Origin of the sequence: Pseudalgibacter alginicilyticus (genome assembly GCF_001310225.1) — a bacterium.
GTDB classification, from domain to species: Bacteria; Bacteroidota; Bacteroidia; order Flavobacteriales; family Flavobacteriaceae; genus Pseudalgibacter; species Pseudalgibacter alginicilyticus.
In genome coordinates this window covers 2,623,576-2,649,303 of sequence record NZ_CP012898.1, presented here as the reverse complement: position 1 = coordinate 2,649,303, position 25,728 = coordinate 2,623,576, and the positions used below count along the sequence as shown (strand labels likewise).

Annotated in this window: 19 protein-coding genes; 9 read left to right on the top strand and 10 right to left on the bottom strand. The window is 28.5% G+C overall.

Annotated features, from left to right (window positions below):
- Window positions 1–96: 96 nt before the first annotated feature.
- Window positions 97–2,115, bottom strand: a complete 2,019-nt coding sequence (locus APS56_RS10975; RefSeq protein WP_054728048.1) for a leucine-rich repeat domain-containing protein — start codon at window positions 2,113–2,115, stop codon at window positions 97–99.
- 173 nt (window positions 2,116–2,288) lie between these two features.
- Window positions 2,289–4,526 carry an ELWxxDGT repeat protein gene (locus tag APS56_RS10970; RefSeq protein ID WP_054728046.1) on the bottom strand — a complete coding sequence of 746 codons (2,238 nt, stop codon included), beginning with the start codon at window positions 4,524–4,526 and terminating at the stop codon, window positions 2,289–2,291.
- An 823-nt stretch (window positions 4,527–5,349) separates the two neighbouring features.
- On the opposite strand from APS56_RS10970, the gene rpiB reads away from it, so the two are divergent.
- The 3 genes from rpiB to APS56_RS10955 all read left to right on the top strand — a co-directional run bounded on the left by rpiB (window position 5,350) and on the right by APS56_RS10955 (window position 7,241).
- Window positions 5,350–5,784 carry a ribose 5-phosphate isomerase B gene (gene rpiB, locus APS56_RS10965; RefSeq protein WP_054728044.1) on the top strand — a complete coding sequence of 145 codons (435 nt, stop codon included), beginning with the start codon at window positions 5,350–5,352 and terminating at the stop codon, window positions 5,782–5,784.
- A complete protein-coding gene (locus tag APS56_RS10960) occupies window positions 5,785–6,696 on the top strand; it encodes a cation diffusion facilitator family transporter (RefSeq protein ID WP_054728042.1) in 912 nt (303 codons plus the stop codon).
- A 98-nt stretch (window positions 6,697–6,794) separates the two neighbouring features.
- Window positions 6,795–7,241 carry a GNAT family N-acetyltransferase gene (locus APS56_RS10955; protein ID WP_054728040.1) on the top strand — a complete coding sequence of 149 codons (447 nt, stop codon included), beginning with the start codon at window positions 6,795–6,797 and terminating at the stop codon, window positions 7,239–7,241.
- 19 nt (window positions 7,242–7,260) lie between these two features.
- Here APS56_RS10955 and APS56_RS10950 read toward each other — a convergent pair whose 3' ends face one another.
- From APS56_RS10950 to rnpA, 5 genes are all read right to left on the bottom strand, one after another.
- Window positions 7,261–8,610, bottom strand: a complete 1,350-nt coding sequence (locus tag APS56_RS10950) for a T9SS type B sorting domain-containing protein (protein WP_054728038.1) — start codon at window positions 8,608–8,610, stop codon at window positions 7,261–7,263.
- A 26-nt stretch (window positions 8,611–8,636) separates the two neighbouring features.
- On the bottom strand, window positions 8,637–9,497 hold the full coding sequence (locus APS56_RS10945) for an OmpA family protein (protein ID WP_054728036.1): 861 nt from the start codon (window positions 9,495–9,497) through the stop codon (window positions 8,637–8,639).
- Window positions 9,498–9,562: 65 nt separating this feature from the next.
- The gene (locus APS56_RS10940; RefSeq protein ID WP_054728035.1) at window positions 9,563–11,197 is read right to left on the bottom strand and encodes a S41 family peptidase; all 1,635 of its coding nucleotides are present in this window, start codon (window positions 11,195–11,197) and stop codon (window positions 9,563–9,565) included.
- Entirely contained in the window at window positions 11,194–12,003 is an 810-nt protein-coding gene (locus APS56_RS10935; protein WP_054728033.1) for a DUF4349 domain-containing protein, read from the bottom strand. The genes APS56_RS10940 and APS56_RS10935 overlap by 4 nt, the downstream gene beginning before the upstream one ends.
- 10 nt (window positions 12,004–12,013) lie before the next feature.
- The gene (gene rnpA, locus APS56_RS10930; RefSeq protein ID WP_054728030.1) at window positions 12,014–12,391 is read right to left on the bottom strand and encodes a ribonuclease P protein component; all 378 of its coding nucleotides are present in this window, start codon (window positions 12,389–12,391) and stop codon (window positions 12,014–12,016) included.
- A 322-nt stretch (window positions 12,392–12,713) separates the two neighbouring features.
- Here rnpA and APS56_RS17225 point away from each other — a divergent pair, with 322 nt between their 5' ends.
- Complete coding sequence (locus tag APS56_RS17225; protein WP_257720163.1) at window positions 12,714–12,836, top strand: hypothetical protein; 123 nt, start codon at window positions 12,714–12,716, stop codon at window positions 12,834–12,836.
- Window positions 12,837–13,432: 596 nt separating this feature from the next.
- Here the strand turns inward: APS56_RS17225 and APS56_RS10925 are convergent.
- The 3 genes from APS56_RS10925 to gltX all read right to left on the bottom strand — a co-directional run bounded on the left by APS56_RS10925 (window position 13,433) and on the right by gltX (window position 17,893).
- On the bottom strand, window positions 13,433–14,485 hold the full coding sequence (locus APS56_RS10925) for a leucine-rich repeat domain-containing protein (protein ID WP_054728028.1): 1,053 nt from the start codon (window positions 14,483–14,485) through the stop codon (window positions 13,433–13,435).
- 113 nt (window positions 14,486–14,598) lie between these two features.
- Window positions 14,599–16,179: a 7TM diverse intracellular signaling domain-containing protein gene (locus APS56_RS10920; RefSeq protein ID WP_054728026.1), complete on the bottom strand. Its 1,581-nt coding sequence runs from the start codon at window positions 16,177–16,179 to the stop codon at window positions 14,599–14,601.
- Between the two features lie 202 nt (window positions 16,180–16,381).
- Window positions 16,382–17,893 (bottom strand): glutamate--tRNA ligase, encoded by a 1,512-nt coding sequence (gene gltX / locus APS56_RS10915; RefSeq protein WP_054728024.1) that lies wholly within the window; start codon window positions 17,891–17,893, stop codon window positions 16,382–16,384.
- Between the two features lie 114 nt (window positions 17,894–18,007).
- Between gltX and APS56_RS10910 the strand changes: the two genes are divergently transcribed.
- From APS56_RS10910 to APS56_RS10890, 5 genes are all read left to right on the top strand, one after another.
- A complete protein-coding gene (locus APS56_RS10910; RefSeq protein ID WP_054728022.1) occupies window positions 18,008–21,382 on the top strand; it encodes a DUF4175 family protein in 3,375 nt (1,124 codons plus the stop codon).
- Window positions 21,375–21,785 (top strand): rRNA maturation RNase YbeY, encoded by a 411-nt coding sequence (ybeY, locus tag APS56_RS10905; protein ID WP_054728020.1) that lies wholly within the window; start codon window positions 21,375–21,377, stop codon window positions 21,783–21,785. The genes APS56_RS10910 and ybeY overlap by 8 nt, the downstream gene beginning before the upstream one ends.
- Before the next feature lie 96 nt (window positions 21,786–21,881).
- Window positions 21,882–23,753, top strand: coding sequence for a tRNA uridine-5-carboxymethylaminomethyl(34) synthesis enzyme MnmG (gene mnmG, locus APS56_RS10900; protein ID WP_054728018.1), 1,872 nt, complete (start codon window positions 21,882–21,884; stop codon window positions 23,751–23,753).
- A gap of 305 nt (window positions 23,754–24,058) precedes the next feature.
- Window positions 24,059–24,919: a class I SAM-dependent methyltransferase gene (locus APS56_RS10895; protein ID WP_054728017.1), complete on the top strand. Its 861-nt coding sequence runs from the start codon at window positions 24,059–24,061 to the stop codon at window positions 24,917–24,919.
- Between the two features lie 231 nt (window positions 24,920–25,150).
- Window positions 25,151–25,666, top strand: a complete 516-nt coding sequence (locus APS56_RS10890) for an OmpH/Skp family outer membrane protein (protein WP_054728015.1) — start codon at window positions 25,151–25,153, stop codon at window positions 25,664–25,666.
- Window positions 25,667–25,728: the final 62 nt, after the last annotated feature.

Genomic DNA, 25,728 nt, shown 5'->3' with positions numbered 1-25,728 from the left:
ATTAATATTAAATGGATGTTTCTTTAATATTAATTCAATAAAAAAGGCTTACAAATTAATGTAAACCTTTTATAATTTTTTAAGTTATTTATAATATTACTCTACAATTACTTTATTGGAAGTTTTACCTTTATTGGTGTCTACTTCTAAAATATATAATCCTTTACTTAAGCTATTTACATTGATATCTAAACTTTTGCTGTTTATAACCATTTGACCAAAACTATTGTAAATATTTACCTTGTTTAATTCTGTATTTTTATTTAGGTCTATATGTAATACATCCTTTACTGGATTTGGATATACATTAAATAACGATGTATTAGTAAAATCTGTATTACTTAATGTTGTGGTAACTTTAAAATCTTGCCATACTGCAGCTTCTTTATAAACAGATTCTTTTCCTTCAGGTACTATAAGTGGAATATCTTGTATAGTAACGGCTACAAATACTAACTCTTCTATACTTAATGGTGTATCCCAATTAACTATAACACTTGTTAAATTTTGACAAGCTGCAAATGCATAATCTCCAATACTAATTACACTATTTGGTATATTAATAGTAGGTAAACTTAAACAACCAGCAAATGCAAAATCTCCAATACTAGTTACACTATTTGGTATATTAATAGTAGGTAAACTTAAACAATTATGAAATGCAAAATCTCCAATACTAATTACACCATCTGGGATAGTAATACTGGTTAAACTTTTACAACCACTAAAAACATAATTTTCTATACTAGTTATATTATCTGATAAGGTAACACTTAATAAATCACTACAATCAATAAAAGCTTCTTCTCCAATACTAGTTATATTATTTGGTATATTAACGCTAGCTAATTTTGTACAAAATCCAAAAGCACCTTCTCCAATACTAGTTACACCATCTGGGATAGTAATACTGGTTAAACTTTCACAACCACTAAAAACATAATTTTCTATACTAGTTATATTATCTGATAAGGTAACACTTAATAAATCGCTACAACCAATAAAAGCATATTCTCCAATACTAGTTACACTATTTGGTATATCTATGCTGGTTAAACTAGAGCATCCTTTAAAAGCATCATATTCAATATTAGTTACATTATTTCCTAAAAAACTTACAGTAGTTAAGTTTTCACAATTTTCAAAAGCACTATAATTTATACTAGTTATACCACTTCCTAAAGTTACTGTTGCTAAATTTTCACAAGAATAAAAAGCAAAACCATCAATACCTGTTACATTATTTGGTATACTGATACTATTTAAATTAGTACATCCTTCAAAAGCTGAAAACCCAATAGTAGAAGTTACACTATCTGGAATTGTAATATTTGTTAAACTGGTACAATATTTAAAAAGATAATTATTTATACTTGTTAAATAATCTGGTAAATCAATACTAGTTAAACTTGTACAGTTCCAAAAAGCGCTACTACCAATATTTGTAACACTATCTGGAATTGTAATATTTGTTAAACTGGTACAACCTTCAAAAACAGCTCCACCAATACTTGTTACACCATCTGGAATTATAATATTATTTAAACTGGTACAACCACTAAAAGCACCATCACTAATACTTATTACACTATCTGGAATTGTAATATTTGTTAAACTGGTACAACCGTTAAAAGTACTTGTATTAATATAAGTTAATGAATCTGGTAAATTAATACTAGTTAAACTGGTACAACCACTAAAAGCATATTTATTAATTTTTGTTACACTATTTGGTATAGTTACACTAGTTAAATTAATACAATCTTGAAAAATATAATTACCAATATAAGTAACAGTATTAGGGATAGTTACACTTGTAATACCTGTACAGCCCTTAAAGTCAAAAATATTTTCAGATGGAATTTCTTCATAAGCACCAATACCAGTTACCGTATATGTTATTCCATTATTTACTACAGTGTCAGGAAAAACAACATCACCTGTTACACAACTAAGATCTAATAATCTAAAAAGTGATACAGTTTTGTTAGTACTACTGGTTATACCATATCCATATACACCATCGTTAAAATCGTAATAAATAGAACCTTGTGAAAAAGTTAAAGAAATACTAAATAAACATAAGAAAGTTAATAATTGTAATTGTTTTTTCATAATAATAGATTTAAGAGATAAAGGGCGCAAACATACTTTTTTAAAATATGTTTTTTTTAAGTTTTTGAGTTTTTTTTAAAAATTTTATATTAAATAATTAAAATAATTAATAATTATATAAAAAAACTTACAAATTAATATAAATTATATATTATAAAATTTAATATAGAAAACTATTTTTTAATAATTTTTTTGGTAATACCGTTTTCTAATTTTAAAACATAAATACCTGTTTGCAATACGCTTAAATCTATAGATTCATTTGGATAAACCTTACCTGTTAATACCCTTTTTCCTAAAAGTGTATAGATTGTATAACTTTCATTATTTTTAAGTGCTTCTATATATAAATTTCCAGTAGTTGGATTAGGATGTACTTTTATACTTTTTAACACTGTATTTGTAGTATTTAAGGTGTTACTTGGTACATTAAGTGCCATTAATTCTTTTCCATAATCAAAACTATTAGTTACATAATCTGCACTAAAAAATAATATATTACCTACATTTGTTAGATTAGTTGGAGTACTGTTTCCTAATCCTAAATAAACATCCATAATCATAACAGTTCCAGATTCGGTACCATCACTCTTCCATAACTCTGTACCATTTACACCATCTGAAGCTGTAAAATATAAGACACTATTTATATTGATTAAATCACTTGGGCTACTACTACTTGATCCTGAACGGATATCTTTTACTAATACTGTTCCAGATTCGGTGCCATCACTCTTCCATAACTCAGTGCCATTTACACCATCATTAGCTTTAAAATATAAGATACCATTTATATTGATTAAATCACTTGGGCTACTACTACTTGATCCTGAACGGATATCTTTTACTAATACTGTTCCAGATTCAGTACCATCACTCGTCCATAACTCAGTGCCATTTACACCATCATTAGCTTTAAAATATAAGATACCATTTATATTGATTAAATCACTTGGGCTACTACTACTTGATCCTGAACGGATATCTTTTACTAATACTGTTCCAGATTCGGTACCATCACTCTTCCATAACTCAGTGCCATTTACACCATCATTAGCTTTAAAATATAAGATACCATTTATGTTAGTTAGATCATCTATAGTACTACCATATAATCCTGAACGGATATCTTTTACCATTACTGTTCCAGATTCAGTACCATCACTCGTCCATAACTCAGTGCCATTTACACCATCTGAAGCTGTAAAATATAAGACACTATTTATATTGATTAAATTACTTGAGCTACTACTACTACTTGAACCTGAATTAATATCTTTTACCATTACTGTACCAGATTCGGTGCCATCACTCGTCCATAACTCAGTACCATTTACACCATCTGTAGCTGTAAAATATAAGACACCATCTACGTTTGTTAGATTATCTATAGAGCTACCATATAATCCTGAATAGATATCTTTTATTAGTACTGTTCCAGATTCGGTGCCATCACTCTTCCATAACTCAGTGCCATTTACACCATCATTAGCTGTGAAATATAAGACATCATCTACATTAATTAAATAATCTAAGGAACTATTACCTGATCCTGAATAGATATCTTTTACTAGTACTGTTCCAGATTCGGTGCCATCACTCTTCCATAACTCAGTGCCATTTACACCATTTGTAGCTGTAAAATATAAGACACCATCTACGTTTGTTAAATGATCTAATAAACTATTACCTGATCCTGAATAGATATCTTTTACTAATACTGTTCCAGATTCAGTACCATCACTTTTCCATAACTCAGTGCCATTAACGCTATCTATAGCTTCAAAATATAAAACACCATTTACGTTAGTTAAATAATCTAATAAACTATTACCTGATCCTGAATTAATATCTTTAACCATTACTGTACCAGATTCAGTACCATCACTTTTCCATAACTCAAGACCATTAACACCATCTGTAGCTTCAAAATATAAAACACCATTTACGTTAATTAAATGATCTAATAAACTATTACCTGATCCTGAATTAATATCTTTAACCATTACTGTACCAGATTCGGTACCATCACTCTTCCATAACTCTTCTCCATTAATACCATCATTAGCTTCAAAATATAAGACATCATCTACATTGGTTAAATTATCTAATAAACTATTACCTGATCCTGAATTAATATCTTTAACCATTACTGTACCAGATTCAGTACCATCACTCTTCCATAACTCAGTACCATTAACACCATCTGTAGCTGTAAAATATAAAATACCACCTACGTTAGTTAGATTGTCTATAGAACTATCACCTGATATTGAATTAATATCTTTAACTAGTACTGTACCAGATTCGGTACCATCACTCTTCCATAACTCTTTTCCGTAAACACCTTCACTAGCACTGAAATATATAATACCATTTATACTAATAGTATTTGAAATGTATAATACCATTTATACTAATAGTATTTGAAATGTATGAAGAGTAGTTCATTCCTATAGCATTTATATCTTTAACAAGATAAGGCTCTTCTTGAGCATAAATACTTAGTTTAAAGGTTATTAAACATAGGAGCAATAAAAAAGTAGATTTGGTCATAATAAAAATAAATTTAAAAATTATCGATAAAAAGCATTATTTATCGTTCAAATGTAATTTATTTATATTATTATTAAAGAGTTTTTTATTTTTTTTTAAAATTTTAACATTATTTTTTATAAAACATAGCTAACATTTAAAATTAAAGGAATTAAATTTTAAATGTTATTTTTTATTAAAACTTAATCTTATAATAAGCAAAATAGAAGTTATTCACATATATATATATAATAATAGTTTTCTTTTAAAATTTAAAAAAATAAATAATGGTTATTATAGTGTGTTAATAGCGGTATAACTTTTTTATATTTTATTTTGATTACAATTATTTTACATTCAGTTAATAGGTAATTAACAATGAATTTTATTTTAATGAGTTCATATTTAATGATTTTCAAAATTATATTCACAGTTGTTAATAACTAAAAACTACTACTTTTTACTCATAACTTTTAAAAATTTAATGTTTATAGTTATCATTTTTAAGCTCATAATTTTGAAAAAGAAAATGAATTAAAAATTAGGTTATTAATCAAGTATTTTTGCTTGTAAAAATAATTGGATTTTCAATATTTTAATTTTAAAAAGTAATGAACACTTATTAACAAGTCATACACAAATTAATACACATGGTTAATAATTACTACCTTTGTATAAAGATACCTTAATATATATATAATGACAATCTCTATAGGAAACGATCACGCCGGAACCGAATATAAATTTGCTATTTTAAAGCATTTAGAAAGTAAAGGATATACTGTTATTAATCATGGAACTGATAATACTAATAGTGTAGATTATGCCGATTTTGTACATCCCGTTTCAGAAGATGTTGAAACTAATCAAGCAGACTTTGGTATTTTAATTTGTGGTAGCGCTAATGGAGTAGCTATGACAGCTAATAAACATCAAAAAATTAGAGCTGGTTTGTGTTGGAATAAGGAAATAGTAGAATTAATTCGCGGTCATAATAATGCCAATGTATTATGTATTCCTGCTAGATTTACAGCTATTCATCAAGCAGTTGAAATGGTAGATGTATTTTTAAATACTGAGTTTGAAGGTGGAAGACACCAAAATAGAATAGATAAAATACCATTATCTTGTTAAATGTCTCACTCCCATAACCATTCTCATAATCACAACGATTTAAAAGGACGAAATCTTTTAATTTCTATTCTTTTAAATATACTTATTACGGTTTCACAAGTAATAGGTGGTTTAGTTTCTGGTAGCTTAGCCTTATTAAGTGATGCTTTACATAATTTTAGTGATGTACTTTCTTTAGTTGTAAGTTATGTAGCAAATAAATTATCAAAAAAGCAAGCTTCAATTCATCGTACTTTTGGGTATAAACGTGCTGAAATTTTAGCAGCTTTTATAAATGCAGCAACTTTAATGATTGTAGCTGTATTGTTAATTATAGAAGCTATAAAGCGTTTTCAAAATCCACAGGAAATTGAATCTAATCTTGTTATTTGGCTATCGGTTTTAGGAATTCTTGCTAATGGATTGAGTGTACTTTTATTAAAAAGAGATTCTAAAACCAATATGAATATGAAAAGTGCCTACTTACATTTACTAACTGATATGATGGCAAGTGTAGCAGTTTTAATAGGTGGTTTATTAATGAAATTTTACCAAGTATATTGGGTAGATAGTGTATTAACTTTTGCTATAGCTCTATATTTGATTTATATGGGTTATGATTTGTTAAAAACTTCTACAAAGGTATTGATGCTGTTTACTCCAGATTCTATTCCTTTAAAGCAGATAGTGGAAGAAATAAATGCATTTGAGGCTATTAAAAACGTTCATCATGTACATGTTTGGCAACTTAATGAAGAAGAAATTCATTTAGAAGCGCATATAGATTTTAATAAAAATATTACTTTAACTGAATTTGATGTTGTTTTACGAAAAGTGGAAGATTATGTTTATGATAAATATGATATTAACCATGTAAATATTCAACCAGAATTTGGTAAAATAGATAATAAAGATATTATTGTTCAGGATTAGTATGAAGTATTATTGTGAGTTCATCAAGTCCTACTAAATTAGAAAGATTATTATGATATTTGTTTTTCATTCTTTTTAATGATGTTTAAATATTATTTATGCTAAAAATTGAAATAAAAACTTTTTCAGAATTAACAAAACAAGAATTGTATAATATACTTCAGCTACGTAGTGAAGTGTTTGTTGTGGAACAAAATAGTATTTATCAAGATGTAGATGGAAAAGACCAAAAAGCACTTCATATTTTAGGATTTAAAAATGATAAATTAATTGCCTATACTCGTATTTTTAAACCAGGTGATTATTTTGAAAAATCCAGTATTGGTAGAGTGGTTGTGGCTAAAAATAATAGACAATTTAATTATGGCAATGAAATAATGAATGCCTCAATTAATGCTGTTAAAACCATTTTTAAAGTTGATAGTATTCACATATCTGCTCAAGCTTATTTAAAACGTTTTTACAATAATTTAGGATTTAAAGAAATAGGCGAGGAGTACCTTGAAGATGGTATTCCGCATATAGCTATGATAAAAGAATCTTAAAAAATATAATATTTACTTGTTAACGTTTTAAAGTAAAATGTCCTTTTAAAGGTGTTCCATTACTAAGTGTAATAACATACCAATAATCATCAGTAGTTAATAAATTTCCATTAAAAGTTCCATCCCAACCATTAGAATTTGGATATAAAAATTTTAAAAGTTTTCCATAACGGTTATAGATATATATATTTTTAAAAGTATTTGTTTTATCTGTTACTTTCCAAAAATCATTTGTTCCATCATTATTTGGTGTAAAAAATCTTGGAATGAAATAATGTTCATTATTTATTATAATTTCAAAATTTGATTCATTACTATTACAGTTAGTTTCGGCATAAATGTATAGTGTTTGTGATGTGCTTATAGTATCACCAGCATGTAATAATAAACCATTTCCACCAGATTCTGTATAATAGTTACCACTTATTAAGTTGGGTAGGGTATAAGCGTCTTTAACTATAACACGATCAAGAATATCAACTGTTAAAAAATTAGTGCAATCGGTTTCTAAAGTTACATAGTTAGTAAAAGTTGTTGGATTCCAAGTGGTATGATTTTCAGTAGTATTATCAACCACTACACAATCTAAATTGGTATTTGATGAAAAATCAACTGATGAAAAATTGATATTATTTCCATTTTTTAGATTTAATCCGCATAAATTATTATTACTTGAGTTTAAATTATATAAATTAAAGTTTTTACTTATATCTAATTTAGTTAACTGATTGAATGCAACATTTAAGTAGGATAATTGAACGTTATGGGAAGTATCTAAACGTGTTAATTGATTGTTACTACAATTTAAAAATGACATGTTTGAATTATTAGAAATATCTAAAACAGTTAATTTATTATTATCACATTCTAAGCGACTCATTGTGTTATTGTTAGAAATATCAAGACTTGTTATTTCATTGCTACTACAAACCAATATATTTAAATTAGTGTTTTGCGAAACATCTAAAACAGTTAATTTATTATTATCACATAATAGTGATAATAAATGACTATTTTGTGTAACATCTAATGTTGTTAATTGATTAAATGAGCACCATAAAATTTGTAAATTAGAGAGTTGAGAAACATTTAAAATATTAATTAAATTATTTCTACAATCTAACCTTTGCAAATTTGTAAAACCTTCAATACCAGTTAAATCTGTGATACCACTATTTGGAGGAATATCTAAATTAATTATGCTGTTTATATTTGCAGTAGGCACAGAACCATTTATAGGTGCAGCATCTAAACCTAAATCAATTAAAACTTGTTCAAAATTATTATCTGGAATACTCGTATTTTGTGATAGTGCAAATTGGCTAATAAAAGGTATGAATAAGAATAAAATGTATTTTTTATAGTTCAAAATAAAGGTATTTTATAAACCATATATTATTGATTATCATCTACTACATAGGTAATAACTATTTCTACACGACGGTCAAATTTTGTATCGCCACCTAAAGGAAACATTCTCCGCATACCTAAGTATCGCATACGTCTTCTATCTACACCTTTTTTTTCAAAATAGTCATAAATATATTTTGCTCGGGCTTCAGAAAGATTTCTTTTTTTAGTTTTTTTATCTACGGCATCTCTTGTATATTGTGTACAGCAAACATGTCCTTGAATAGTAAAATATACTCCTTTTCGTTCTGAAAGAATGTTTGCTATGGCTTCTAAAGTTTTTTTAGACTCTGCTTTTGGATAGCTATAACCATTACTAAAATGAATATTTTCTAAAATAATTTTGTCGCCTTTTTTTAAATCGCCTTTTAAAAAATCAATAGCTGTTTTTTCTTTTTTTTCAATTACAGCTACAGTGTCTTCTTTTTCCTTAATAGGTTCTGGAGGTTTTGGTTTTACAATAATTTCTACTTTCCTATTAAGTCCTCTAATTTTTAAAACGTTTTTTTCTTCAATAATTTTTAGTAAAATTTGTCCTTTACCATCTACATTAGAAATTAAAGATTCACTTATTTCATTATTTGAAAATATATTTTTTATAGCATCTGCACGTTGTTGCGACAGAATTAAATTATAATCTGCAGCACCAATATCATCACAAAAACCAAAAATAGAAATGGATTCAATTTCAACATTTTCTAAGGTTGAAATAAATAGTAATAAGCGACTTTCTTCAGTAGAAGGAACAATATATTTATCAGTATCAAAATATACGTCGTGCGTTAGTTCTTTTTGAGAAAAAACAAAATTACAACAGAGTAGTATGAATACATATAGTTTATTCATTTATGAGGCTTAAAACAAGTTTAAATATACTTTTTAATTTATCATGGTACTAAAATTAAAGTTGTTTACCTTAAATATTCGTTGTAGGTATTCGCATCTGATAAAATAGCTGTTGCTGTTTTAATTTCAGCATTATGGGTTTTATAATAACCATACAAACCTTCTCTATAAACATAACGCTTAACAATTTCTTCAGTTAAGAGATTTATTAAATAGTCTTTATTTTCATCAACAACATTTGCTTTTGATTTATTTAAATTTGAAAGTAGGGTGTTATAATCTGCATTTATATTATTTTCTAAACCTTCCATTTTAGCTGTTTCTATTACTTTTTTAAGCACTTTTTCGGTATCAGTTTCAAAAGAAAAATTGGTAGAATTTAAATACTTTTTAAAATCTGAAAAATCTGCATCTGTAAATTTAAAATTATTAATATTTTCAATAGTATGTTGGTAGTAGTATTGGGTAGCAAAATCAAAAATTAAATAGTTGTTTATTATAGCATCAGTAATGGATGATTTTTTTGATATACTCATATCTTTATCAGGAAATATTCCACCACCATCAAACACTTTTCTCCCATTTTTGGTTTTATATTCGTTATAGTTTTCTTGCTTTACACGTGTTGCTTCACCTTTTTCATCTCTATGTAAATAATCCAAAGCTTGTATACAACGTCCAGAGGGTGTATAGTATCTTGAAATAGTAATTTTTATTTGTGTGCCGTAGGTTAATGCTTTTGGACGTTGTACCAAACCTTTTCCAAAACTTCTAGAACCTACTATTACAGCTCTGTCTAAATCTTGTAAGGACCCTGACACAATTTCGCTTGCTGAAGCACTGCCACCATCAATTAAAATTACTAATGGAATTTTTGTATCCACAGGTTCGTTTTGTGTGTAATAGGTTTTATTATATTGCTTAACTTTTGATTTTGTAGTTACTACCAATTGTCCTTTTGGTACAAATAGATTAACAACATGTACTGCCTCGTTTAGTAATCCTCCTGGGTTACCTCTTAAATCCAGAATGATTTGTTTTGCACCTTGTGCTTTTAAATCTCTTAATGCGTAGCTAGTTTGTGATGAGGCTTTATCATTAAATTTATCTAACACAATATAACCTATTTTGTCATCTATCATAGAAAAATAGGGCACGGCATTAATTTCTACTTCGGCACGTTTAATAGTGGCTGTTTGTTGTTTACCTTGACGTATATAAGTTATATTTACTGAACTTCCAGGAACACCTTTTAGTAAATCGCCAGCATTGTCTTTGTAATTTTCTATCAGTGTATTTTCCACTTTAATAATTTCATCACCAGCTTTTAAACCAGCTTTATCAGCAGGATAACCTTTATAAGGCTCTATTACTATCAATTTATCTTTTAAGGTTCTTATTTTAGCACCTACACCTGTATAGTCACCTGTATTATTAATTCTGGCAGCCTCTACATCTTGCTCGTTCATGAAATTGGTATAGGGATCCAAATCTTTTAACATGCTTTTTATGGCTGTGTCCATTAAATGACCTGGATTGGTTTCATCCACATAGTTCATATTAATTTCTTTAAACAACGTGGTAAAAATTTCAAGTTGTTTGGCAATTTCAAAAAAATCGTTTTTAAAGCCTGTGGTTGTAAAAAATACGGCACATGCCAATAAAGGGATAATGATTCTCTTTTTCAGTAGGTATGTCATTTTTTGCTTTTTTTAATCCATTTTCTAATAAGAAAAAATAGAAGAATTAGTATGATTATAAAGGGCCAAATATGTAGTAAGCCTAAGAAAAATACTGATAAACCATCAAATCCTGAAGTTATGGCTTTCCACATTTTTGATCCATAAGAGGTAGTTGCTGCTCTTTCTACAGAGTGCTTATAAAATTCAATTTCAATGGTACTTAATGATACTTTATTTTCAAGATATTTTAAACGACCTTGTTTGGCTTCTATGTCTTCACGAATTTTAGAAAGCTCGCGTTCTATTTCTAAAATATCCTTAACATTTTTAGCCTTAGAAAGTAATTCTAAATACCTAACTTCTAAAGTCTTTTTAGCTTTTAATCGAGCTTCAATATCTATAAATTCTTCGGTAACGTCTTTTGAAGTAATACGTTTGGTATCAAAATAAGCGACATCTTTGCTTACTGCTTCTATAATATTTTGAAAATTTTTAGTTGGAATTCGTACAATTAAACGTCTTGTAATGGTATTGTATGATTTATTTGAATTATCATCTTGAATATAACCATTATTTTTATTGATGGCTTTCTGTATTAGAAGATAGGTTTTGTTTAAATCTTTAGTTTCAAAACGTAAGTATGATTCTTTGATAAGTTTTTGTTGAATATCTTGTGCAGTATCTGTAGTTAAATCATTTTTTAAAGACTCGTTATATAGCACTTCTGAGTCTACGACATAATCATTTGATGTATATGCTTCTGATGGTCCTTTAGAGCACATTAAAGGAATACCGAGTAATAAAAAAGATAAAAATAATTTCATAAAAGTGTATTTAATCTTTCGAGACTTTATCTGAAAATTTATCAAATAAGGTGTTCATTTTTGTTTCAACTTGTGAAAATACTGGTATTTCTTTGCCAATGTATAAAATCATAAACGTATATTGTGTTTTTAAATTGTTAAAATATTTGGCTTTATTTAACCTATAAACTTCTCGCATTAAGCGTTTTATTCGGTTTCTATCTACGGCCGTTTTAAAATGGCGCTTACTTACAGACACGCCTGTTTTAGCAATTATAGTTTCGTTAAATGATGTTTCTAAATAAACCAACCGCAAAGGATATGCCGAAACCGATTGGCCTTCGGTAAATAGTTGGTCAATCAGCTTTTTACTTTTAAGTTTTTCTTTTTTATTGAATGTGAATTTCAAGTAGTTCGTTTTAAAAAACCAAAGGTAGTAAAATATAAAACCTACTTAAAAACTAAGTGGGTTTTTGGGAGGATGATAAATCGATGTTAATTATGAAATAGCTTTTAATGTTTCTGCAAGCTTAGCACAAATGTTTTTATATTCAACCTTCATGACTGTTTTGTTATGAATTTGCAAGCCGATAAATCCATTTTTGGATGCCTTTTGATCTTTATCTATATAATTCAAAATTTTAATGCCATTCATCTAATATTTCAAACGGTTCCCATGGGTACTTAGGGTTATTCGGTTCCAGTCCTTAGGCTTGTAAATTTGATTAATTATGGTTTGGTCTGCTAAAATGCGAAGTTTTGGCCGGGAATACCAATCATCTAACGATCCCCACATATTGTTTTTGTGGGAAGAGGGATATCCAGCATCAAATTCATATCCTGAAGCTGCTTAAAAGGTTTTAATACAAACAATTTGTTTTTTTAGTTTGTAAGTTTTAAATCTCTGGTATTCATAATACAAGAGTTAATATAGTTGAAATTTTTAATAAAGTTAAGTACTTTTTTTGTGACACATTATGAATCAAAAAAGGTCTTTAAAAGCTATATTTACTTTTAAAGACCTTTAAGTTTTTTAGAATATTTGTTAAATGAGATAGATCTATTGTATTATTATAAATAGAAATGGATTGAACAGTTTTGAGTAGCAGTTAGGTTAATGGTTGGAAAATTATCTACTCTTGGTATATAAAACGCCATCATTATTTTGGTGCTGTTTCGTTTGAAGTCTTATATATAAAATTGTATTATGATTTGGTGTATTAAAACTTACTTGTCCATAACATGCAAAACTTAATAGGAATACAACATAAACTATAATTATTGCATATTTATAACAACATAGTCTTGTTTTAGTTAGCTTTGGTAATAATTATATTTAAAACTAACGAAATAACTAGTGTATAAAATACCACTAAAAACAGTTCTAATTTATATTTTTAAAAAATTTAGACACTTGCATTTTAGTGGTATTTTATATGATACTTGGCAGTTAATTAATTTGGACTTTCTTTGTCATAACACCTCTATCAAACTCAAGTTTTAAAACATAAATGCCGCTAGATAAAAAGTAAGTTGGGATTTCATTTTCAGTGCCTGTAGCTACTTTAGCTCCAGAAATACTGTAAACAGTATAGTTTTTTAAGTGAATGCTGTTAGAATTCAATATTTTTATACTATCTGTGTTTGAGATGATTTTTATATCGTTAGCTAACTCAAAGTCGGAAACACTTAATGCATTTTCAGTAACTGGATTAAAACCTGTCCATAATGCACCAGAATCTGTAACATAAGCTCCCATAGTGCCTGCTGGTATGTGTAAATGTATATTGCTTCTAGTATCAAAAGTGTCAGAAGTAGCGTTTGTAACTATTGTTGGTGGCGTTGTAGATAATGAATAAACATCTGTTAAAAGGTTATTATGAAAAGCAAGAGAACCAATAGTCGTTACATTAGAAGGGAACGTTATAGTTGTTATTTTATTATTTCGAAATGCACCAAATGCAATAGATTCTAAGTTGTTACCTAACGTTACACTGGTTAGGTCATTATCATCAAAAGCTTGGTTTCCTATGGAAGTAACAGTATTTGGAATAGTTATACTTGTTAATCCACAATAGTAAAAAGCACTATTAGAAATGGTTACAACCCCCTCTTCAATGGTTGCGTTAGTTAATAATAAATTAGCAGTAAAAGAGCCAGTTCCAATACTGTTAACGCTTCCAGGTATAGTTACACTTGTTAAGTTATTGCCACGAAAAGCTTGGTATTCTATAGATACAATTCCGTCTGGAATAGTAACGCCTGTTATTTGCTTGTACAAAAATGCATTTTCTCCTATTTCTGTAACATTATAATTAGTTGCGTTGTTCGTTACAGTGGCAGGTATGTTTACAATGCCTCCGGTCGTATTATAATTTGTAACTTTAACATTGGTAGTAGAAGGGATTACAGTGTATTCAATATTATTATCTGTAAAGGTTGTTTGCGAAAGTCCTATTGCGTATGTAAATAGGATTGTTAATAAAAGTAATGTTTTTTTCATGTTCGTTAGGTTTTATATTAGGTAAACAAACATAAAAGTAAAAACTGTGCTTTAATCATTTACAAAGGGGACAAAACAGGGGACAAGATTGTAATTATCACATTTACTGTGTTTTATAGTTGAGATAACATATCTTTTAAACTCACTTTTTTAGAAAGATTTATTTTTTTTCGAACGCGACTTCTTGCTTTTTTTACACTATCAGGAGCAATAGATAGAATTTGAGCAATTTCTTTTTGTGAATAACCTATATTAATTAAAGTTAAAAGCCTGATTTCAGATTTAGTAAGTTTAGGCTCAAAGGCTAATAGTTTTTCATGAAATTCGGGTTTCAGTTTATTAAACTTTAATTTAAATTCATCCCATTCTGTTTCTGTAGATAATGAGTTTTCTACCAGTTTAAAAATACTTATTAAATCTGTTTTTTCAATCTGTTTTTTAGTTGATAAAATTTTATCTTTTTTTTCTAATTCTATAGCAGCAGTTTGTAGTTGTTTTTTGTTTTCAAGAAGTTCGTTTTCTAAGCGTTCGGCTTTTTTGAGTTTTTTCTTGATTAATACTGTCATAAAATATGTAAACCCAATAAGCTCAATTATAGCTCCCAATTTAACATAGTTAAAAGCATTGCCTGGTAAAATTTGAAAATGAACATCAATGAGTCCAATTATTGTAAACAATATGAAACCAGCTAAAGGAATTAGGTAATATTTTAATTCTAATCGTCTGTTTTTTACTGATAACAGTATCATTCCAACAATTAAAACTAGCCAAAGAGATGAAAGGACATTTTCAAAGTAATGTAGGTGTTGAATTGAAGAATTGTAAAAAGTAAATTGGTAGATTAAAGTACCTCCTAAAACTACAATTAAAATGAGTTTAATTAGCTTGTAATATCTAGGAGCTACTGTTTGAATATCTAGAAATTTAGAGGTGTAAACAATTAATGATAAGGCCCACATTTTAACACATATAAATACAAAGTGGTCAATGATAATATGTTTTATATTAAGACTGAAGAAATAACCTTCTATCCCCAGATACACCAAAAAAGTAGAGGTTATGTAAAAAATATAATAGATGTAAATTTCCTGTTTATAAATACTCCATTGATAGATGTTGATGAGTACTAAACAAAAAATGATACCATAAAAAATAATATTTAAGATTGTTGTTTCATTTATAAAATCAAAATATGTTTCTAAATCCATTATTTTTGGAGTCGCATCTTTTGTTCTTCCATCACTGTTTGTTGTGATTAAATACGTTGCTATTTCATTTGGTGCTAAATCTATTTTAAGATTGGGGTTGGGGTTGTTAAAAGTTCGATAGTCTTTTTTTGATGTATCCTGTATTTGATGTACTAATTTTAACGAATGAGTTAGAGTGTCAAGTTTGTAAAAAACATAATTTCTATTAAACCTATCATTATTAATAAACATGTAGGATTTGTTCTCGTTCTCTTCATTGTTTATGTTTAATTTTATCCATACATTACCTCTGAAGAAACTAAGGTTTAAATTATCAAAAGGTTCAAATTTTACGTTATCAAATTCCTCAATACTTTGATCAACATTAAAAGCTACATTAAAAGTGTGGTTTTCTTTGTTTGCTTCTATATTTGAGCAGGAAGAAAATAGACATATTAGAAGCCCTTGAAGAAGAAACAAAAGATATGTGTTGTTGTTGTTTTTCAATTTAAATTATAAACAATAAAATATATTTAATGTTTGGCGGCGTAATATATAAACTTTTTTTAATTGTTTTTATTCCGTTTTGAAACGAAGATAGTTGAAATTTTTAATAATGTTAATTTCTTTTTAAAGAACAATTTCAACAAAAAAGTCTTTAAAAAATAGATTAAATTTTAAAGACTTTTATAATTATATGAAATAGTTGCTATAGTGCTTTTATAACATTTTCAATGCGCTTAATCGTTTCTGCTTTTCCAATTATAAACATGATGTCGAATACATCAGGACCTTGTAAAGCGCCAACTAAAGCTAAACGTAGTGGCATCATTACTTTTCCAAATCCAATCTCTTTTTTGGTAATCCAACCTTTAATATCCGTTTGTAAAGCCGTAACGGTAAATTCATCAATATGAACAATGATGTTTTTTAATTCGGTCATTAAAGCTGCGGTATCGTCTTTAAATGCTTTTTTAGAGGCTTTTTCATCATAAGTGGTTGGAGCAGTGAAAAAGTAATGACTTAACCCCCAAAAATCAGACACAAACGTAGCGCGTTCTTTAATTAAACCAATAACTAAGGAAATGTAATTCAAATCAATTTCGATTAATTCTGAATGAAGACTTTTAAAGGCTTCTGCTAACTCATCATTATTTTGTTCTTGCATATAATGATGATTGAACCACTTAATTTTATCAGGGTCAAAGCGAGCTCCAGATTTGTTTACTTTTTCCAAATCGAAAGCTTCAATTAATTCTTCAAGACTAAAAATTTCTTGTTCCGTACCTGGGTTCCAACCTAAAAATGCCAAGAAATTAACCATGGCTTCTGGAAAATACCCATCTTCTTTATACCCTCTGGAAATTTCGTTGGTTTCTGGGTCTGTCCATTGCAATGGGAATACAGGAAATCCCATTTTATCGCCATCACGCTTGCTTAATTTTCCTTTTCCAGTGGGTTTTAAAATAAGTGGGAGGTGAGCAAATTCTGGTGCGTCCCATCCAAAAGCTTGATATAATTGGTAGTGTAGTGCCAAACTTGGTAACCATTCTTCACCACGTATTACATGAGATATTTCCATTAAATGATCGTCCACAATATTTGCTAAATGATAGGTTGGCATGCCATCGCTTTTAAACAATACTTTATCGTCTAAAATGTTGGTATCTATTTTTATTTCTCCCCGGATTATATCTGTTAAATACAAGGTTTCATCTTGAGGACTTTTAAATCGGATCACATAATCTTCGCCGGCATCAAGTTTAGCCTTTGCTTCTTCTGCACTAAGCGATAACGAGTTGCTTAATTTTAAGCGGTTATGCCAATTGTAAATAAAGGTTTTTCCTTTTTGTTCATGGTCTTTTCTGTGAAAATCTAAATCTTCGGCAGAATCAAAAGCATAATAGGCGTTGCCTGAAGCAATCAGTTCATCGGCATATTTTTTATATAAATGTTTGCGTTCACTTTGTCTGTACGGTCCGAATTTTTCGTTTTTATTTGGTCCTTCATTAAATGGAATTCCACACCAATTTAAAGCATCAATAATGTACTGTTCAGCGCCTTCTACATAGCGATTTTGGTCGGTATCTTCTATCCTTAAAACAAATGTTCCGTTGTTTTTTTTGGCGAATAAATAGTTGAATAAAGCGGTACGAACCCCTCCAATATGTAATGGTCCTGTTGGGCTTGGTGCAAAACGCACACGAACGTTTTTGGTCATGTTTTGTAAATTTGTGTCAAAGATACAATTAACAGATAATTATAAACCTTGTAAAAAATAAAATTGTAGTTTAGTGGGTTAATAGTTTAGTTGTGAAGACGTTTTCCTCAAACCATGAATAATTTCCAAAACATACAAAATAAATTAGAAGGATTTATTAGGCGTTATTATACTAATGAATTGCTTAAAGGATTCATTATGTTTTTTGTTATTGGGCTTTTGTATTTTCTTCTTACGCTTTTTATAGAGCATATTTTATGGTTAAATACCACTGCTAGAAGTATTTTGTTTTGGTTGTTTGTTTTGGTTGAGTTTGCTTTATTGGTGAAGTTTATTTTTATTCCATTGGCAAAATTATTCAAACTTCAAAAGGGGATTGATTACGCAATGGCATCCAAAATAATCGGGACATATTTTCCAGATGTAAATGATAAATTATTGAATGTACTGCAACTTAATCAAAGTACATCAAAATCTGAATTGTTGTTAGCAAGTATTGAGCAAAAATCTTTAGAGCTGAATCCTGTGCCTTTTAAATTAGCTGTTAATTTTAAAAGAAATTTGAGGTATTTAAAGTATGCTGCTATTCCCATAGCTATTTTATTATTGACTTTTTTTACTGGAAATTTTAATTGGTTTAGTGATAGCTACCAGCGTGTTGTACATTACAAAACAGCGTATGAACCACCTGCACCATTTCAATTTTTTGTATTAAATGATAATTTAAATGCAATTGAAAACAAAGATTTTAAATTGGTTGTAAATACGGCTGGAGATGTTTTTCCTGAAAATGTTGAAATTAATTATAACAACGAAACTTATTTTTTGCATCAGACAGGAGTAGGTGAGTTTGAATATGTTTTTTCTCAACCTAAATATTCCGTTGAGTTTAGATTGTCTTCAAATCAGGTTAGGTCTAAACCTTATACACTTGAGGTTGTGGAAGTGCCTACGCTTTTAAGTTTTCTAATGTTTTTGGATTATCCTAATCATACCAAAAAGCAGAATGAGATTTTAAAAGGCACAGGTAATGCCGTGGTTCCTGAAGGCACAAAAATAAAATGGCAGCTGAATACTAAATCTACGCAATCTGTGAGTCTTTTTTCCAAAGATAGTTTGGATTTTATTTCTTCCAAATCCAATGTTTTTGAGGCATCTAAACAAGTTTTTAATAATTTCAATTATACATTAAGTACTAGTAATGCTAACTTAAAAAATTATGAAAATTTAGCGTTCAATATTCAAGTGGTTAAAGATGAATTTCCAGAAATCAACATCAAAATGGCTACCGATAGTTTGGATTTACAAACACTTTATTTTTATGGACAAGTCAGCGATGATTTTGGTTTCAATAAACTACAACTAGTTTATTATCCATCAGATAATGAACAAGATAAACATTATGAAGCCATTCCTATTTCAAATTCAAACATAGCAGAATTTATAAGTACATTTCCAAATAACTTAGAAATTTTAGAAGGCATGCCTTATACATTATACTTTCAAGTATTTGATAATGATGTGGTTAATGGAAGTAAAAGTGCTAAAAGCAGTTTTTTTACGTATAGAAAACGTACACAAACAGAAGAAGAGCAAAAGGTGTTGCAAGAACAAAGTGAAACTATTCATAGTTTAAATAAATCTTTAAATAAGTTTGATGAGCAGGATAAACAATTAGAAGAATTGTCAAGATCCCAAAAGGAAAAATCAAATCTTAATTTTAATGATAAAAAGAAATTAGAATCATTTTTAAAGCGTCAAAAGCAGCAAGATGACATGATGAAAAATTTTAATAAACAATTGAAAAATAATTTAAAAGAATTTAATAAGCAATCTGAAAAGGAAGATATTCTTAAAGAAGATTTGAATAAGCGATTGAAGGATAATGAAGAACAACTTAAAAAGGATGAAAAATTACTTGATGAATTAGAAAAAATTCAAGAAAAAATTAATAAAGAAAATTTAGCTTTTAAACTTGATGAATTAGCTAAACAGAATAAAAATAAGAAGCGCAGCTTGCAACAATTACTGGAATTAGCTAAACGTTTTTACGTAGAAAAGAAACTTGAAAAATTAAAAAATGAGTTAAAAACTTTATCAGAAGATCAAGAAAAATTATCTAAAGCTTCCAATGAAAATAATACCAAGAATAATCAAGATACTCTTAATAAAGGTTTTGATGATTTCATTAAAGAGATAGATGGACTAGAAAAGGAAAATAAAGAGCTTCAAAAACCATTTGATATTCCAAGAGATAAATTGAATGAAAACGAAATTAAATCTGAGCAAAAAGATGCATCTAATGCTTTAGAGAAAAAGGAAGAAAATGATGACCTTGATATAAAGAATCAAGAAATGCAAAAAGCTAAAAATAGTCAAAAAAATGCAGCTCATAAAATGAAACAGATGAGTAGTAGTATGCAAAATTCTTTACAAAGATCTGCTGCTGAACAAATGCAGGAGGACACAGAAATGTTACGTCAAATTTTAGATAATTTAGTTTTGTTTTCTTTTAATCAAGAAGCTGTTATGAATCAGTTTAAAGATATAGAGGTTGATCATAATAAGTATGCTAAATACCTTCGTGAACAAAATAATTTAAAAGAGCACTTTGAGCATATTGATGATAGTTTATTTGCTTTGTCTTTAAGACAACCCAAGTTGTCTGAAAATGTTAATATACAGATTACCGAGGTTTTTTATAATATGGATAAAGCCCTTAAATTATTTGCTGATAATCAAGTTTATCAAGGTGTTTCTAATCAACAATTCACTGTAACTGCTGCTAATAATTTATCAGATTTTTTAAGTAATGTTTTAGATAATATGCAGGAAAACTTAAGTATGTCTCCAAGTAGCGGACAAGGTGATATGCAATTACCAGATATTATTATGAGTCAAGATCAACTTAATAAGATGATGGAAGAAGGTATGAAAAAAGGAGATTCAGGTAAACCTGAACAAAATGGTAATGGTGAAAATGACAATAATAAATCAAGTGATAAGCAAAAAACTAAATTAGGACAAGGTGAAGGCGAAGGTGAAAAGCAACCTTTAGCAAATGGTTTTAGTAATGATTCTAATGGAGAGTTATATGAAATTTATCAAAAACAACAATTATTAAGACAATCTTTAGAAGATAAATTAACCAAAGATGGTATGGGGTCTAATGGTCAAAATTTGGTTCGCAAGATGGAAGAGATTGAGCTTGATTTGTTAAATACAGGTTTTACCAACAATACCCTTCAGAAAATGTTAGAACTTCAACATCAATTATTAAAATTGGATCATGCAAGTTTTCAACAAGGAGAAGATTATCAACGTAAATCTGAAACTAACACTAATATTTTTGAAAACAATTCTAACAGTAGTATTCCTACTGCTAAACAATATTTTCAAACTACAGAAATATTAAACAGGCAAAGCTTACCTTTGCGTCAAGTTTATAAAATTAAAGTTCACAATTATTTTAAAAGTACGAATGATTAATTTCAATTACGAAACCAATTTTTCACTTGAAAATGAAGCGCTCATTTCTTCTTGGATCACAAAAACTATTTTATCAGAAGAACATCAATTGGAAGAAATAAATTATGTGTTTTGCGATGATACATATTTACATAAATTAAATGTTGAATTTCTTAATCATGATACTTTAACTGATGTTATCAGTTTTGATTACTCAGTCGGAAAAATTATACAGGGTGATATTTACATTTCTGTTGAAAGGGTAGCGGATAATGCTAAAGATTTTAAGGTTCCTTTTTCTGAGGAGTTACATCGTGTTATGATTCATGGTGTACTTCATTATTGTGGTTATAAAGATAAGACAGAAGCCGATGCACAACTTATGAGAGCTATGGAAAATCACTACCTAAAAGTCTTAGTTTAAAGTTTATTAAATCAGTGTATATTTGCAAATTATTTATATATGTGGAAGCTTGTTTTATGATGTTCCACGTGGAACATTGTTTTAAATTTATGAGTTATGTTTAACGAAGTTTATGATGTTATTGTTGTTGGAGCTGGCCATGCTGGAAGTGAAGCTGCAGCTGCAGCTGCTAATATGGGTAGCAAAACATTGCTTGTTACTATGAACCTTCAGAATATTGCACAAATGTCCTGCAATCCTGCTATGGGTGGTATTGCTAAAGGACAAATTGTTCGAGAGATTGATGCACTTGGTGGTTATAGTGGTATTGTGTCTGATACTTCTGCTATCCAGTTTAAAATGCTTAATAAATCTAAGGGGCCTGCTATGTGGAGTCCTAGAGTGCAGAGTGATAGAATGCGTTTTGCTGAAGATTGGAGATTACTTTTAGAAAGAACACCTAATCTGGATTTTTATCAAGAAATGGTGTCTGGTTTATTAGTTAAAAACCATAAAGTTATAGGTGTAAAAACGTCTTTAGGTATTGAGATAAAAGCTAGATCTGTTGTGTTAACCAATGGCACTTTTTTAAATGGTTTGATTCATATTGGTAATAAGAATTTTGGTGGAGGTAGAGCAGGTGAAAAAGCTGCTACTGGAATTACTGAACAATTAGTTCAATTAGGATTTGATTCTGGCAGAATGAAAACAGGTACACCGCCAAGAGTGGACGGTAGAAGTTTAGATTATTCCAAAATGATTGAGCAACCTGGAGATGAAAATCCTGAAAAATTTTCTTATTTAGATGTTACTAAACCTTTAGAAAAACAACGTTCATGTTTTATGACATATACAAGCTTAGAGGTTCATGATTTACTTAGAGAGGGTTTTGATAGATCGCCAATGTTCAATGGTAGAATTAAAAGTTTAGGTCCGCGTTATTGTCCATCTATTGAAGATAAAATTAATCGTTTTGCTGATAAAGACAGGCATCAATTATTTATTGAACCAGAGGGTTGGAATACTTGTGAGGTTTATGTAAATGGTTTTTCTACATCTTTACCTGAGGATGTTCAATTTAAAGCTTTAAGGTCTGTTGTTGGTTTTGAAAATGTTAAATTTTTTAGACCTGGTTATGCTATTGAATATGATTATTTTCCTCCCACACAATTAAAGCATACTTTAGAAACTAAACTAGTTCAAGGTTTGTTTTTTGCTGGTCAGATTAATGGAACTACTGGGTATGAAGAAGCGGCGTCTCAGGGATTAATGGCAGGGATTAATGCTAGTTTAATGACTCAATTAAAAGACCCTTTTGTTCTTAAAAGAGATGAAGCTTATATTGGTGTGCTTGTTGATGATTTAATTACTAAAGGCACTGAGGAACCATATAGAATGTTTACTTCTAGAGCTGAGTATAGAACTTTACTACGACAAGATAATGCGGATTTGAGACTTACACCTAAGGGGTTTGAGCTTGGTTTGGCAAGTGAAAAACGTTTAAAACGAATGCAAGATAAGCACGAAGCTGCTGAAAAATTTGTTAAGTTTTTTGAAGACACAAGTGTTAAACCTGATGAAGCTAATCCTGTTTTGGAGTCTAAAAATTCTGCTTTGGTAAAGCAGTCTGATAGGATGTTTAAAATCTTTTCAAGACCAAATATTACTATTGATGATGTTCGAAAATTTAAAGCTGTTGAGCAGTATATTCAGGATCACAAATTAGATGTTGAAGTTATTGAACAAGCAGAAATTCAAGTTAAGTATTCAGGTTATATTGCTAAAGAAAAGAACAATGCTGATAAATTAAGTAGATTGGAATATGTTAAAATACCTGAGAATTTTGATTACTCAAAAATCAAATCCATGAGTTTTGAGGCTCGAGAAAAACTTAAAAAAATCCAACCAACAACCGTTTCACAGGCATCAAGAATTAGTGGTGTTTCGCCAAATGATATTTCTGTTTTATTGGTTTATATGGGTAGATAGCTATTCTTATTAGTGAAAATATTTTGCTTGTTGATTCTTTTTTTTTAGTTTTTAGCATACATGAAGGTTAACGTTCCACGTGGAACATTTTAAATTCTGGTTTAAGTTTTGATAAAAATAATTAGTGTAAACAGAAAGTTTGCGTAATGCTGAGTTTATTGTATCGGAATAATAAATTGTAAATTTGTGGTTAATTGGAGTTGATCTTAATTAACTTTAATTGATAAACTTAAATAGGTGTAAATTAATATAAAATTAAAAATAAGGTGTATTAAAATATTTTTTATAAAAACATTTATGTATTCGTGGTAAAATCAAACTCAAATCATTTTAATTTAAAAGTAAAGGATCACTCTGTTTCCGGAGAAGAATTTGAATTAATTTTAAACTCTGAGTATGGTTATTTAGAAACCGTGCCTCAACCATCTCCAGACAAATTATCAAATTATTATAAAAGTGAAAACTATATTTCGCATACAGATTCGCAACGTAATTTATTTGAAAAAGTGTATCACTTAGTTAGAAAAAAAGCACTTAAAAGTAAATTGAATTTAATTAATTCATTTGCGTTAGAAAATAAAACTTTATTAGATATTGGATGTGGAACAGGTGATTTTTTAAAAACGGCACAACAAAATTATTGGACCGCTTTTGGAATAGAACCAAATGAGCAAGCAAGAAGTATTGCTAATAGTAAAACTAATAATTCAGTTTACAAAACAGAACAACTTTTAAAATTTAAAACTCATAGTTTTGATGTGATAACGTTGTGGCATGTTTTGGAACATTTGCCGGATTTAGAAAAACAAATTTTAACTTTTAAAAAATTATTAAAAGAAAACGGTACTTTAATTATTGCCGTTCCTAATCATAAAAGTTTTGATGCTGTATACTATAAGCAGTTTTGGGCTGCCTATGATGTTCCTAGACATCTTTGGCATTTTAGTAAATCATCCCTTTTAAAATTAATTACTAAACAGTCCATGAAGATTGTGAGAATAAAACCTATGTTGTTTGATGCTTTTTATGTGAGCTTGCTTTCTGAAAAATATAGGTCTGGCAAAATGAATCTTATTAAGGGTTTTTTGATTGGACTCTTGTCTAATTTAAAGTTTTTGAGTACTAAAGAAGCTTCTTCGTTAATTTATATCATTAAAAACAAATAATTCTTTTTTTAAAGAGCATTTTTAATTGATTTACTATTGAAAAGTACTATTGCAACACTTTTTATTTTAATGGCTTTAAAACGCTTATAATTAATGCTTTTTTGATAGTTATTAATTATATTTTTTACTATTTGTTATAAATTTTGTTTATAATTAAAAAAACTCGAATAATTTCACCTCTATTATATAATTTACTTTACTACTTTTGTTTGACTTAAATAAATATAAAAAATGAAAAATATAATTTACTTAGCATGCGCTTTATTAGTTTTTACTTCTTGTCAGCAACAATCAAAAATAGGATATGTTGATAATGGTATTTTGATTAATGAATTTCAAGAAAAAATTGACTTAGAAGCAAAATTTCAGGTTAAAGAAGATGCTTTTAGAAAGAAATTTGATAGTATTGATCAAGCATTTCAATTGGAAGTTCAACAATTTCAAGCTGATGCTAATAAAATGACCCAATCAAAAGCTCAAGAAAAATATCAAGAGCTTGGACAGAAAAAACAAATGCAAGATCAACAAAGACAATTGGAAGCTCAACAATTTCAACAAGAATTTCAAAATGAAATTGACTCTTTAATTGTTAAAGTAAAAGCATTCGTAAAAGATTATGGTAAAAATAATGGATATACCTATATTCTGGGTACTAGTGAAGCAGCAGCTTCAGTACTTTATGGCACTGAAGAAAATGATTTAACTAAGACAGTTTTAGAGGCTTTAAATGCAGAATCAAAAAAGTAGAATATTTATATAATTAATTAAAAATGCCAACTTAATTAAGTTGGCATTTTTGTTTTATAATT

What these genes read in the sequence shown, in the direction of transcription:
- mnmG (WP_054728018.1), top strand. Translation starts at nt 21,882, where the DNA reads ATGTTTAACGAAGTTTATGATGTTATTGTTGTTGGAGCTGGCCATGCT.
- APS56_RS10960 (WP_054728042.1), top strand. Translation starts at nt 5,785, where the DNA reads ATGTCTCACTCCCATAACCATTCTCATAATCACAACGATTTAAAAGGA.
- APS56_RS10955 (WP_054728040.1), top strand. Translation starts at nt 6,795, where the DNA reads ATGCTAAAAATTGAAATAAAAACTTTTTCAGAATTAACAAAACAAGAA.
- ybeY (WP_054728020.1), top strand. Translation starts at nt 21,375, where the DNA reads ATGATTAATTTCAATTACGAAACCAATTTTTCACTTGAAAATGAAGCG.
- APS56_RS10910 (WP_054728022.1), top strand. Translation starts at nt 18,008, where the DNA reads ATGAATAATTTCCAAAACATACAAAATAAATTAGAAGGATTTATTAGG.
- APS56_RS10890 (WP_054728015.1), top strand. Translation starts at nt 25,151, where the DNA reads ATGAAAAATATAATTTACTTAGCATGCGCTTTATTAGTTTTTACTTCT.
- APS56_RS10925 (WP_054728028.1), bottom strand. Translation starts at nt 14,485, where the DNA reads ATGAAAAAAACATTACTTTTATTAACAATCCTATTTACATACGCAATA.
- APS56_RS17225 (WP_257720163.1), top strand. Translation starts at nt 12,714, where the DNA reads ATGGTTTGGTCTGCTAAAATGCGAAGTTTTGGCCGGGAATACCAATCA.
- APS56_RS10970 (WP_054728046.1), bottom strand. Translation starts at nt 4,526, where the DNA reads ATGGTATTATACATTTCAAATACTATTAGTATAAATGGTATTATATAT.
- APS56_RS10945 (WP_054728036.1), bottom strand. Translation starts at nt 9,497, where the DNA reads ATGAATAAACTATATGTATTCATACTACTCTGTTGTAATTTTGTTTTT.
- rpiB (WP_054728044.1), top strand. Translation starts at nt 5,350, where the DNA reads ATGACAATCTCTATAGGAAACGATCACGCCGGAACCGAATATAAATTT.
- APS56_RS10940 (WP_054728035.1), bottom strand. Translation starts at nt 11,197, where the DNA reads ATGACATACCTACTGAAAAAGAGAATCATTATCCCTTTATTGGCATGT.
- gltX (WP_054728024.1), bottom strand. Translation starts at nt 17,893, where the DNA reads ATGACCAAAAACGTTCGTGTGCGTTTTGCACCAAGCCCAACAGGACCA.
- APS56_RS10975 (WP_054728048.1), bottom strand. Translation starts at nt 2,115, where the DNA reads ATGAAAAAACAATTACAATTATTAACTTTCTTATGTTTATTTAGTATT.
- APS56_RS10935 (WP_054728033.1), bottom strand. Translation starts at nt 12,003, where the DNA reads ATGAAATTATTTTTATCTTTTTTATTACTCGGTATTCCTTTAATGTGC.